This window comes from Ralstonia sp. AU12-08, from assembly GCF_000442475.1.
GTDB classification, from domain to species: Bacteria; Pseudomonadota; Gammaproteobacteria; order Burkholderiales; family Burkholderiaceae; genus Ralstonia; species Ralstonia insidiosa.
This window is the reverse complement of record NZ_ASZV01000029.1, coordinates 186,571-198,699: the sequence shown is the minus strand read 5'-3', so window position 1 is coordinate 198,699 and position 12,129 is coordinate 186,571. Positions and strand designations below refer to the sequence as shown.

The 12,129-nt window shown below is 64.7% G+C and carries 8 protein-coding genes; 6 read left to right on the top strand and 2 right to left on the bottom strand.

The window, feature by feature from the left end:
* Nucleotides 1-183: 183 nt before the first annotated feature.
* The 4 genes from C404_RS45635 (at nt 184) to C404_RS45620 (ending at nt 4,368) form a co-directional block, all read left to right on the top strand.
* Entirely contained in the window at nt 184-765 is a 582-nt protein-coding gene (locus tag C404_RS45635) for a chromate transporter (protein WP_021195458.1), read from the top strand.
* Nucleotides 747-1,292 (top strand): chromate transporter, encoded by a 546-nt coding sequence (locus C404_RS45630; RefSeq protein WP_021195457.1) that lies wholly within the window; start codon nt 747-749, stop codon nt 1,290-1,292. The genes C404_RS45635 and C404_RS45630 overlap by 19 nt, the downstream gene beginning before the upstream one ends.
* A gap of 329 nt (nt 1,293-1,621) precedes the next feature.
* On the top strand, nt 1,622-3,004 hold the full coding sequence (locus C404_RS45625) for an amino acid permease (RefSeq protein WP_021195456.1): 1,383 nt from the start codon (nt 1,622-1,624) through the stop codon (nt 3,002-3,004).
* Nucleotides 3,005-3,048: 44 nt separating this feature from the next.
* Nucleotides 3,049-4,368: an MFS transporter gene (locus tag C404_RS45620; RefSeq protein WP_021195455.1), complete on the top strand. Its 1,320-nt coding sequence runs from the start codon at nt 3,049-3,051 to the stop codon at nt 4,366-4,368.
* A gap of 3 nt (nt 4,369-4,371) precedes the next feature.
* Here the strand turns inward: C404_RS45620 and C404_RS45615 are convergent, their stop codons facing one another.
* The gene (locus tag C404_RS45615; RefSeq protein ID WP_021195454.1) at nt 4,372-6,204 is read right to left on the bottom strand and encodes an ABC transporter ATP-binding protein; all 1,833 of its coding nucleotides are present in this window, start codon (nt 6,202-6,204) and stop codon (nt 4,372-4,374) included.
* A 213-nt stretch (nt 6,205-6,417) separates the two neighbouring features.
* Nucleotides 6,418-8,094 (bottom strand): L-lactate permease, encoded by a 1,677-nt coding sequence (locus tag C404_RS45610; protein ID WP_021195453.1) that lies wholly within the window; start codon nt 8,092-8,094, stop codon nt 6,418-6,420.
* A gap of 293 nt (nt 8,095-8,387) precedes the next feature.
* Here C404_RS45610 and C404_RS45605 point away from each other — a divergent pair, with 293 nt between their 5' ends.
* The gene (locus C404_RS45605; protein ID WP_021195452.1) at nt 8,388-10,745 is read left to right on the top strand and encodes a patatin-like phospholipase family protein; all 2,358 of its coding nucleotides are present in this window, start codon (nt 8,388-8,390) and stop codon (nt 10,743-10,745) included.
* 168 nt (nt 10,746-10,913) lie between these two features.
* Nucleotides 10,914-12,128 carry an efflux RND transporter periplasmic adaptor subunit gene (locus C404_RS45600; protein WP_021195451.1) on the top strand — a complete coding sequence of 405 codons (1,215 nt, stop codon included), beginning with the start codon at nt 10,914-10,916 and terminating at the stop codon, nt 12,126-12,128.
* The last annotated feature ends 1 nt before the right edge of the window (nt 12,129 follow it).

Genomic DNA, 12,129 nt, shown 5'->3' with positions numbered 1-12,129 from the left:
TGCTTTCCGGAACGGGCCCGCGCGGCGGCAAGGCGGTCGAGCAGACCATGACGACCCGCGCGCAAGAGGCCTACGCCGGCAAGCGCGCACGCAAGGGCAAGACGCTGGAGCCCAAGCTGCGCGAGCCGAAGCTGTCGCTGCCCAAGCCTGCGCCAGAAGCTGCTTGATTCGCCGCCTGAATCAATGACCGACCTGAGCGCCGAGCCTGACACCAACACCGCCATCCAGGCAGCAAGCACGCCATCATGCAGCAAGCTCTTCACCGAGTTTGCGCGCATGGGGTTGTCAGGCTTCGGCGGCGTGCTGCCATTTGCGCGCGCGGGCATCGTCGACCGCAATGGCTGGCTCACCAACGCTGAGTTTGCTGAACTCCTGAGCCTGGGCCAGGTGCTGCCCGGCCCGAACGTCGTCAACCTCTCGGTGATGCTCGGCTACCGCTACCACGGCGTGCGCGGGGCGGCTGCCGCGATGTCCGGGCTGGTGGTCGTGCCTGCTGTGCTGCTGCTGTTGATCGTGATGCTGTACGACCACTTCAGCGCGCTGTCCCTGGTGCAGAACCTGCTCAAGGGTATGGCGGCGGTGGCGGCGGGGCTGGTGCTCTCGACGGCCGTCCGGCTGGCGCAAGGGCAGTCGCGCACGTGGCGCGCCATCGGCATTGGCTTAGCGGTGTTCCTGGCGATTGGCGTGCTGCAATGGCCGCTGCTGCCGGTCATGCTGGTGCTGATTCCGCTGGCACTTGTGCTGGAGTGGAGGGCAACGCGGTGAGCTACCTCACCACGCTGTTCGACCTGTTCTGGCACTTCCTGATGCTGTCGTTTCTCGCCATTGGTGGGGCCAGCTCAACGCTGCCTGACATGCATCGCTTCCTGGTCGACACGCGACACTACATGACCAGCGAGCAGTTGAGCGCCATGTATGCCATCTCGCAGGCTGCACCGGGGCCGAACGTGCTGTTTGTCGAACTGTTCGGCTGGCAGTCTGCTGGGTTGGGCGGTGCGATTGTTGCCCTGGTGGGCATCTGCGGGCCGTCCTGCGTGATTGCGGGGGTGATTGCCCGTGTCATGGACCGTGCGCCCGACGCCCGCTGGGTCACGCTGGTCCGCCGTGGTCTGGCACCGCTGACCATCGGCCTGATGTTCGCAACCGGCTGGGTGCTGACGCGCGGGGCAGATCACAGCATCGGCACCATCGTGCTGACGGTAGCGACAGTGCTGGCCTGCACGTTCACGCGCGTGCATCCGCTGCTGCTGGTGGGGCTTGGCGCGCTCGTGGGCGGGCTGGGCTGGGTCTAGCGTCTAAGGGCGGGCGCGATGCATCGGCGCCGCGGGTGATCAAAAAGGCGAACTGGGTTCGCCTTTTTTCATGGCGCGCGATTCAAGAAATCGAGTGCGCTGCACTTCCTATTCTCGAAACCTCGGGAACACCCTAGTGCCGCTTTAATTGTATATACAAGAGTATACGAATTATTGCGATGTTGCTTAGATATGGTGGCTATGCTTCGGCGCGCGTGCTGTCGCGTGTCCGAGCCGCGCCGCACTGGTGTCAAGCGGACGAAGATCCGCATGCCGCAGCGGTAAGCCCCAAAGGCCACCTTGCTTACCCAGACAGGACAGGAGACAGATTGGAACACCTTCAACGCAACCTGCGCGCGCGGCATATCCGCTTTCTCGCGCTCGGTTCGGCCATCGGCACGGGCCTCTTCTATGGGTCTGCATCGGCCATCCAACTGGCGGGGCCGGCTGTGATCCTGGCGTACATCCTCGGTGGCGCGGCCGTGTACATGGTGATGCGCGCGCTGGGCGAAATGGCGGTGCGCCAGCCCGTCTCCGGCTCGTTCGGGCGCTATGCGCGCGACAACCTCGGGCCGCTCGCCGGCTTCCTCACGGGGTGGACGTACATCCTCGAAATGGTGATCGTCTGCCTGGCGGACGTGACGGCCTTTGGCATCTATATGGGCTTCTGGTTTCCCGATGTGCCGCAGTGGATCTGGGTGCTCGGCATCGTCATGCTGATCTGCGCGCTGAACCTGTGCAACGTCAAGGTGTTCGGCGAGATGGAGTTCTGGCTCGCGCTGATCAAGATCGTGGCGATTGGCGCGATGATCGTCGGCGGCATCGCAATCCTGTTCCTCGGCGTACAGATGAACGGCGAGCAGGCGCCCGGCCTGAGCAACCTGTGGGCGCACGATGGGTTCCTGCCGCACGGTGTGGGTGGCCTCGTCGCCTCGCTTGCGGTGGTGATGTTTGCCTACGGCGGCGTCGAGATCATCGGCATCACCGGCGGTGAAGCGCAGAACCCCGAGAAGGTCATCCCCAAGGCCATCAACGCCGTGCCCGCGCGCATCCTGCTGTTCTATGTGCTGACGATGTGCGTGCTGATGGCGATCTTCCCGTGGACGGGCATCGGTGGCCAGGGCAGCCCGTTCGTGCAGATCTTCTCGGGCCTGGGCATCAAGTCTGCCGCGGCGATCCTCAACCTGATCGTCATCTCGGCGGCCATCTCGGCTATCAACAGCAACATCTTCGGCGCGGGCCGCATGATGTACGGCATGGCTGAGCAGGGCCAGGCGCCGCGCATCTTTGCCGCAACGTCCCGCCACGGCGTGCCCTGGGTGACGGTGCTGACCATGGCTGGCGCGCTGCTGGGCGGGGTGGTGCTGAACTATCTGATTCCCGAGAACGTGTTCCTCATCATCGCGTCCATTGCCACCTTCGCGACGGTGTGGGTGTGGCTGATGATCCTGCTCTCGCAGGTGGCCATGCGCCGCCGCTTGTCGGCCGAGGAAGTGCACGCGCTCAAGTTCAAGGTGCCGCTGTGGCCGGTCGGTCCGGCACTTGCCATCGCCTTCATGCTGTTCGTGATCGGTGTGCTGGGCTACATGGAAGACACCCGCGTGGCGCTGTACGTCGGCGCAGGCTGGGTGGCGCTGGTGTCGGCTGCGTGGTACCTCCGCGTCAAGCCGACCGCCGCAGGTGCGCTGGCGGAAGAGGCGAGCGGGGTCTGAGCCAGTCAGTCGACCTAAAAACAATCATTCCGGAGACCACCCCCATGTCCAACAACACCACCGCACCGTCTTACGGCGGAACGGCCGGCAGCGACGCAGCGGCGCACCAGCGCCCGCTGTCGCGCCCACGTGCGATTGCTGCCATCACCATCGGCAACGGCCTCGAGTTCTACGACTTCGTGGTCTACAGCTTCTTTGCCACGCTGATTGGCCGGCTGTACTTTCCGGTCGGCAACGCCACGGGCCAGTTGCTGATGTCCTTCGCCACGTTTGGCGTGGGCTTCCTGATGCGCCCGCTCGGCGGTCTGCTGATCGGCATGTACGCCGACCGCGTAGGCCGCAAACCGGCCGTGGCGCTCACGCTGTGGTTGATGGGCCTGTCGTCCTTGATCTTTGTGGTGACGCCGACGTATGCGCAGATCGGCATCGTCGCGCCGATTCTCGTTGTGCTCGCGCGGCTCGTGCAGGGCTTCGCCATCGGCGGCGAGATGGGCGCCTCGACCGCGCTGCTGCTCGAATACGCCAACGACCGTTCGCGTGGCTTCTACACGAGCTGGCAGCCATTCAGCCAGGGGCTTGCCGCGCTGTTCGGCGCGCTGGTGGGCCTGCTGCTGAGCAACGTGCTGGCGCCGGCGCAGCTGGAGTCGTGGGGCTGGCGGGTCGCGTTTCTGATCGGCATTCTCGTGATCCCGGTCGGCCTCATCATCCGCCGCCGTCTTGAGGAAACTGCGGCACCGTCGAGCACGCATGAAGCCGATGCAACGCTGCCGCTCCTGCGCGAGCATCGCCGCGCACTGGTGGCGAGCATCCTGCTGATGATCGGCGTGGCCTCGTCGACGTACATCATCGTCTACTACCTCAGCAATTACGCCGTCAGCGTGCTGCACATGCCGCTGTCGCTGGGCATCTGGGCGGCGTGCGTCGCTTCCGTGGTGCAGGTGCTGCTGTCACCGTTCGCGGGCTGGCTCGCAGATCAGGTCGGGCGCCGCAAGGTGGTGCTGTGGTCGCGCGTGGCGCTGCTGGTCATGGTCTATCCGGCCTTCGCACTGATCAACGCCGAGCCCTCGCTGGCGCGGCTGCTGATCGTGGTGGGCTGCCTGTCGGTGCCGATGTCGATGACCTCGCCGGCGTCGATGGTGCTCGTGAGCGAGGTGCTGCCGCAGCGGCTGCGCGCCACCGGGCTGTCGATTGCCTACTGCGTTGCCATCGCCATCTTCGGCGGCTTTGCGCAGTTCTTCTCGACCGAGCTGATCCAGCTTACCGGCAATGCGAACGCACCCGCGCTGTATGTGATCGGGTGCGGGCTGGTGTCGCTGATCGGCTTGGCGATGGTGCCGGAAACGCTGGGCCGCCGGCTGTCGTAAGGCTCAGTCGACCCCGACAAAACCACCGGTCTGATGCGCCCACAGGCGGGCGTACAGACCGCCGTGTGCCAGCAGCTCCGCATGCGTGCCGCTCTCCACGATGCGGCCGCCGTCGAGCACCACTAGCCGGTCCATCCGCGCGATGGTCGAAAGGCGGTGCGCAATCGCAATCACCGTCTTGCCGTGCATCAGCGTTTCCAGGCTTTCCTGGATCGCGGCTTCCACTTCTGAATCCAGCGCTGACGTGGCTTCGTCCAGGATCAGGATCGGCGCATCCTTGAGCAGCACGCGCGCAATGGCAATGCGCTGGCGCTGGCCGCCCGAGAGCTTCACACCACGCTCGCCGACCAGCGCATCAAAGCCGCGTCGGCCTTGTGCATCCGACAGGTGCGGGATGAACTCATCAGCGCGTGCGCGGCGCACGGCTTCCATCAGTTCCGCTTCGGTGCTGTCGGGTTTGCCGTAGCGCAGGTTGTCGCGAATGGAGCGATGCAGCAGCGACGTATCCTGCGTGACCATGCCGACTTGCGCGCGCAGGCTCTCTTGTGTGACGACGGCAATGTCCTGGCCGTCCACCAGAATGCGGCCGCGCTCCACGTCGTACAGGCGCAGCAGCAGGTTGACCAGCGTCGACTTGCCCGCACCCGACGGGCCGACCAGGCCGATGCGCTCGCCAGGGCGTACGACGAGATCCAACCCCTCGATCACGCCGCTGCCCTTGCCGTAGTGAAAGCCCACTTGCTCGAAGCGCACCTCGCCGCGTGTGACGTGCAGCGGTTTGGCATCGGGGCGGTCCGTCACCGTGCGCGGCAGGGCGATGGTCTGCATGCCGTCCTGCACCTGCCCGACGTTCTCGAAGATGCCGTTGACCACCCACATGATCCAGCCCGACATGTTGTTGATGCGGATCACCAGCCCCGTGGTCAGCGCGATGGTGCCGGCGCTCACGCGGCCCTCACTCCACAGCCACAGCGCGAGTGCTGTCGTGCCCGCAATCAGCAGGCCGTTCATGGCGGTGATGGTGAAATCCATGCCGCTGATCATGCGGCCCGAGAGGCGCGTCTTGTCGGTCTGCTCGGCCATCGCATCGCGCGCATAGGTTTCTTCGTGCTGCGTGTGCGCGAACAGCTTGAGCGTGGTGATGTTGGTGTAGCCGTCGACGATGCGGCCCATGAGCTTGGAGCGCGACTCCGAGGCGATGACCGAGCGCGCCTTCACGCGCGGCACGAAATAGCTGAGCGCGGCGATGTAGCAGCCGATCCACACCAGCAGCGGCACGACCAGCCACCAGTCCGCCTTGGCAAACAGCACCAGCGCGCTGACCGAGTAGATCAGCACATGCCAGAGCGCATCCACCGACTGCACGGCCGAATCGCGCAGTGAAAAGCCGGTCTGCATGATGCGCTGGGCAATGCGGCCGGCAAAGTCGTTCTGGAAGAACGTCAGGCTCTGCTTGAGCACGTAGCGGTGGTTCTGCCAGCGGATCAGGTTCGACAGGTTCGGGTTGATGACCTGATGCACCAGCACATCGTGCAGACCAAAGATGACCGGCCGGGCGATCAGCGCGACAAAGGCCATCCACAGCAGCTCGTTGCGGTGGCGTGCGAAGAACACATCCCCGGGTGTCGCCTGGATCATGTCGACGATGCGGCCGAGGAAGTCGAACAGCGCGACCTCGATCAACGCGCCCAGCAGCCCCACGAGCAGCAGGAGCGCGAACACGCCGCGCACCTCGCGCAGGAAGTGGGCGTAGAAGCGCCAGACGTCGCCCGGAGGCTGGGTGTCGGGCAGGGGACGGAACGGGTCAACGAGCTTTTCCAGGCGGCGCAGCAGCATGTCGGATCGGGAGGAAGGGACCGACGCCCCAGGGCGGGGCGTGCGCGGAAGAGCGAACCATCATACGCGCGCGAAAGAACCCTTGCCCGAGCCTGGGCATTCGGGGTGAAGAGCGCGGCGTGTTCCAAGTCCATTGGCGGTCTCAGTTGCTGGCGGCGGCACAAAAAAAGCCGCTCGGTTTGAGCGGCTTCTTGTGCTGATAGCGCCGGGTCTTCAATGCACGACCATGTGCGTGAACGGCTCCACGTATGCCTGCAGCGTGATCATCAGCCCCACCAGGAAGGCCAGTGCAATCGAGTGGAAGAACACGTAGCGCAGGATGTCGCCCTCGTGGCCGTACCACTTGGTGGCGGTGGAGGCCACCACGATGGACTGCGCATCGATCATCTTGCCCATCACGCCGCCCGAACTGTTGGCCGCCGCCATCAGCAGCGGCGGCAGGCCGAGTTGCTCGGCGGTGGTCTTTTGCAGGCCGCCGAACAGCACGTTCGATGCCGTGTCCGAACCGGTGAGTGCCACGCCCAGCCAGCCCAGCATCGTGCCGAACAGCGGATACAGCACGCCGGTGTGCGCAAAGGCCAGGCCCAGCGTGGCGTCCAGACCGGAGTAGCGGGTCAGGTACCCAATGCCGAACATCGCGCAGATGGTCAGCAGCGAATAGCGCGTGAGCTTGATGGTGTTCCAGTACTCCTTGAGCATGCGCGGGATCGAATAGCCCATCAGCAGGCCACCCACGACGGCCGAGACCAGAATGCCCGTACCCGCCATCGACAGCACGTTGAAGAGGAACACCGCGCCTTCCTTGGTTTCCTTGGCGACTACCGGCGGGCCCTTGACCACCATCTTGTCCAGCCCCGGAATCGGGAACTTGAATTGCCAGATGCCGTCGACCAGCGCCTTGAACTGCGGCACGCCCCAGATGAATACGAAGACGGTCAGGATCACCCACGGCAGCCACGCTTGCATCCGGCTGATCTTGCCGTCGGTGGCAGTGGTGGCTTCGCGGGCTTCAGCGGCGGCTTCGGGATCGACGCGGGAGTTGTCTTCACGGTTGCGCAGGGCCGTCGACGTCCAGATGGTCTTGGGCTTCCACACTTTCAGGAACAGCGTGAGCGAGCCCATCGACACCAGCGCCGCAATCACGTCCACCAGCCACGGGCCATGGAAGTTCGACACCAGGAACTGCGGAATGGCGAACGACACGCCCGCCACCAGGATCGCCGGCCAGATCTGCAGCATGCCGCGGAAGCCCGCAAACGCCCAGATCAGCCAGAACGGCACCAGCACCGAGAAGAACGGCAACTGGCGGCCCACCATGGCCGACAGCTTCAGCAAGTCCAGCCCCGTGACCGAGGCCAGCCCGATGAGGGGCGCACCCAATGCCCCGAAGGCCACCGGGGCGGTGTTGGCGATCAGCGCCAGGCCAGACGCCGCCAGCGGCGAGAAACCCAGGCCGATCAGGATGGCGCCCGTGACCGCCACCGGTGTGCCGAAGCCCGCTGCGCCTTCAAAGAAGGCGCCAAAGCTGAACGCCACCAGCAGCAGTTGCAGGCGGCGGTCTTCGGTAATGCCCGAGATGGAGCTCTGCAAGACCTTGAATGACCCATTCAAGGTGGTGAGCCGGTGCAGGAAGATGATGTTGAGGACGATCCAGCCGATCGGGAACAGGCCGGAGACGATGCCAAGGCCCGCTGCCTTGCCTGCCATGGCGGCCGGCATGCCAAACACGAACGACGCAATGCCGATGCCGACAATCAGCGCCAGGCCCGCAGCCAGATGGGCCTGCATATGAAAGAAGGCCAGCGAACACAGCAGCACGGCCACCGGTACCCCGGCCGCGATGGTTGACCACACGGCACTGCCGAGCGGGTCATAGACTTGATTCCACATCTTGATCTCCTCCTGTTTCTGGGCGTTTCAGTTCTTGGCGATACCGAACGTCTTCTTGCGGCCGCGTCTGGATAGATCAACGAGGCGAACGCGGATTTTAGGAACAAGCGTGTCGGGTTCTGCGCAATATTCTGTCACTTTCAACCTGAAAAGTATTCATCGGCGCGCGACGCCCGATGTTGTGCGGCTTGGTGCGGTGCGCAGGATTTGCACCGGGTAAATCCGGGTTGTGGAATCATTGCGCCTGCAAAGTTTCATTTGATAACAAATCAGCCCCGATCGATCCTTCCTTCATGGCTTTCCTGACGGCTCTCTCTCTGCGCCGCCTGGCCGTTGCCGGGCTGGTTTTGCTGATCGCGCTAGTCGCGTCCTTGCCGGTAGCGCGCGCCCAGACGGCGTCCGACGCCGCATCGACACCCGAGAAAAGCGAATCCACGCGCCCGCGCATCGGCCTTGTGCTGTCGGGCGGCGGGGCGCGCGGCTATGCGCATATCGGCGTGCTGAAAACGCTGGAGCGCATGCGGATTCCCGTGGACGTGATTGCCGCCACCAGCATGGGTGCCGTGGTGGGCGGGCTTTATGCCAGCGGCCTGCGGGCCGATGCGCTGGAGCAGAAGCTCACCCAGGTTGACCTGAGCGACATCGCCTTCGACCGCAACGAGCGCGCCAAGCTGCCCCAATCGCTGCGTGAGGATGATTTTCAGTATCCGATCGGTCTGTCTGCCGGTTATGGCAACGGCAAGCTCAAGCTGCCGGCCGGGCTGGTGCAGGGCAACCGCCTGCTGGCGCTGCTCAAGAACTGGACGGCGCAGTGGCCCGACAACATCAAGTTTTCGCAGTTGCCGATTCCGTTCAAGGCCATGGCAACCGACCTTGCCACGGGTGATCCGGTGATCCTCGATCGCGGCTCGCTGCCGTTGGCGATGCGCGCGAGCATGGCGGTGCCCGGCCTGTTTGCACCGATCGAGGTGGATGGGCGCACGCTGGTCGACGGCGGCCTGGTGGCCAACCTGCCGGTGCAGCTGGCGCGCGACATGGGCGCGGACATCATCATCGCCGTCAACATCGGCTCCGACCTGCAGCGCCCGGAAGACCTGGACTCTCCGGCCGCGGTGACGCAGCAGATGATCACCATCCTGGTCGGCCAGAACGTGCGCGCGCAGAAGGCACTGTTGCGGGGGCGCGACGTGCTGATCGAACCGCAGCTCAATGAGTTGTCGTTCACCGACTTTGCCAAGGGCCCGCAGGGTGTGGCCCAGGGCGAGAAATCGGCGCGGGGCGTCGAGGCCAAGCTGGCGGCGCTGTCGATCTCGCCGCAGGCCTATGCGGCCTACCGCGCTGCCCACGTGCCGCAGGGCGTGCTGGCGGAGAATGCGCGCATCGATGCCATTGATGTGACCACCAGCGGCCGCGTGCCGGTGGCGCGCGTGCGCCAGCTGCTCAAGGTGCGCGAGGGTGACCCCTACAACGCTGAAGAGCTCAACCGCGAGCTGTCGGCCCTGGCGACGACCGGCGACTTTGAAACCGTGACGCAGCGTCTGGTGGAAGAGAACGGTGTGCACACGCTCAAGATCGACGCGCACGAGAAATCGTGGGGCAACCAGTTCTTCCTGTTCGGCTTGGGCATGTCGACCAACTTCGATGGGCGCGGCGCGTTCAACATCAACCTTGGCCATCGTTATCCATGGCTTACGCAGAGTGGGTTGGAGTGGCGCAACGACATCGTGCTCGGCAGCAACCGGGCGAGCATCCATACCGAGCTGCGGCAGCCATTGTGGCCCGCACGGGGGTTCTATATCGCGCCCTATGCAGAGTATTCACGCCGCCGCTCGGATCAGTACTTTGACGATCAGCCACCAACCAAAGACGCCAGACCGTTCAACAGTCTCACCATCGAAACGACGCGTGCCGGTGTCGACATGGGCATCCCACTGGGCCGCAAGGGCGAGCTGCGGCTGGGGGTGAACTACGTGAAAAAAAACGCGACCTACAACTACCTGTCGCTGGTGACGGATGACTCCGGCGAAATCGTCGATGCGCTCAATCTTCCATCCCTGACTGCCACTCAGCCGGCATTCCGTGCGCAGCTCACACTGGACCAGCTTGACGATGCGCTGTTCCCGCGCAGGGGCTACTACCTGTTCGGCAGCGTGGAAGCAGGCTTCGGCTCGCCCGACAAGAAGTACAACATCGCCCAGGCCAAGGGCCTGTGGGCGACGAGTTATGGGCGCCACACGTTCAACGTCGCGCTGGAAGGGGCGGGGCAGTTCGGCGCAAACAGCCCGACGCAGGAGAACGGCGGTAACAGTGGTAACGGCGCCAATGAGGGTTTCTATCTTGGTGGCTTCCAGCACCTTTCTGCCTATGCGCAGGACCAGTTCAACGGGCAGTACCTGCTGTATGGCCGCCTGACCTATCTGTACGACCTGCGCGTGGATGATCTGCTGGGTTTGCGCGCACCGGTCTTTGGCGCGAGTGCAGAGGCGGGCAACGTCTGGCAGTTGCGCAACAACTTCGGTCGCGGCGGTTACCTGAAGAGTGGCAGCGTGTTCGTCGGCGGTAACAGCCCGATCGGGCCGTTGTACTTCGGTTTTGCACTGGCGCCGCAGGGCGTGTGGAACGTCTACCTGCAGTTGGGGCGCGTGTTCTGACGCCGCTTCACGCAGTACATGTACGCAGGCGCCTTGGGGAAGTGCCTGCTTCGTAAGGTCTTGATCAGATTGGGAAATCAATCGACCAAGCCGTAGCGGGGCTGCGTGCTAGCCTTCCGCTTCGCTTTTTCAATATCTCGGGCGCGCACGCGCCCAGCCCCCTTTCCCATGATGTTCTCTGTGTTGTCCCAGGGTTCCCGTTCGTTCCGGTGGTTGTTCTGCGTAGGTGTGTTCGGCGCGCTGGTGGCCTGCAGCAAGCACGCTGATGAGGCTGCCAAACCTGCCGGCCCGCCGGAAGTCGAGTTTGCGGTTGCGCAGCGTTCCGATGCACCGCTGGTGACCGAGTTGCCCGGCCGTATCGAGCCGTATCGCACGGCAGAAGTGCGCGCGCGCGTCGATGGCATCGTGCTCAAGCGCGCCTATGAAGAAGGGCAGGTGGTCAAGGCGGGCCAGGTGCTGTTCCGCATTGATCCCGCACCGCTCAAGGCGCAGGTGGACGCGGCACAGGGTGCGCTCGCCCGTGCGCAGGCGCAAGCCGCCATTGCCCGCGACAAGGCCGCGCGCTACAAGGGCCTGGCGGCCACGCGCGCCGTGAGCGAACTCGAATACGCCGAAGCGCAATCCACCGAGCGTCAGGCTGCAGCCGACGTGGTTTCCGCCCGCGCCGCGCTGGAGACCGCGCAACTGCGCCTGGGCTATGCCACGGTTACCGCGCCCATTGGTGGCCGCTCGCGCCGCGCGCAGGTGACCGAAGGCGCGCTGGTCAAGGAAGATGCCGCCACGCCGCTCACCACGGTCGAGCAGATCGACCCGATCTACGTTGACTTCGCCCAGCCTGCTGCCGAGGTGCTTGCCTTGCAACGTGCTCTCAAGAAAGGGCAGGCTGCCGCATTGACGGGGCAGGACATTGGCGTGCAAGTGATCCTGAGCGATGGCGTGGCCTACGAGCGCCCGGCCAAACTGCTGTTCTCGGATCTGGCGGTGGACCGCGCGACGGACAACGTCTCGATGCGGGCCGTGCTGCCGAATCCGGATGGCCTGTTGCTGCCCGGCATGTACGTCCGCGTGAAGCTGTCGCACGCCGTGCAGCAGGGCGCGGTGACGATTCCGAAGGGCGCCTTGCAGCGCGATCGCCATGGCGCGACCGTGTTCGTGGTGAAGGCCGACAACACGCTGGCGGCGCAACCCGTGGCTGCGCAAACGTTGGCCGGCGATCAGTGGCTCGTGACGAGCGGCCTGACCGGCGGTGAGCGTGTTGCCATCCCCGGCATGCAAACGCTGGAAGCCGGCATGGCCGTCAAGCCGGTGCCTGCCACCAAGCACGCCAGTAGCGTCACCGATAGTGCCGCTGACACCAAGCCGACCGAGCGCACCAAAGGCTGAC

Bases quoted from the DNA above. Each gene is read 5' to 3' on its own strand.
- C404_RS45615 (WP_021195454.1), bottom strand. From the start codon at position 6,204: ATGCTGCTGCGCCGCCTGGAAAAGCTCGTTGACCCGTTCCGTCCCCTG.
- C404_RS45605 (WP_021195452.1), top strand. From the start codon at position 8,388: ATGGCTTTCCTGACGGCTCTCTCTCTGCGCCGCCTGGCCGTTGCCGGG.
- C404_RS45610 (WP_021195453.1), bottom strand. From the start codon at position 8,094: ATGTGGAATCAAGTCTATGACCCGCTCGGCAGTGCCGTGTGGTCAACC.
- C404_RS45620 (WP_021195455.1), top strand. From the start codon at position 3,049: ATGTCCAACAACACCACCGCACCGTCTTACGGCGGAACGGCCGGCAGC.
- C404_RS45635 (WP_021195458.1), top strand. From the start codon at position 184: ATGACCGACCTGAGCGCCGAGCCTGACACCAACACCGCCATCCAGGCA.
- C404_RS45600 (WP_021195451.1), top strand. From the start codon at position 10,914: ATGATGTTCTCTGTGTTGTCCCAGGGTTCCCGTTCGTTCCGGTGGTTG.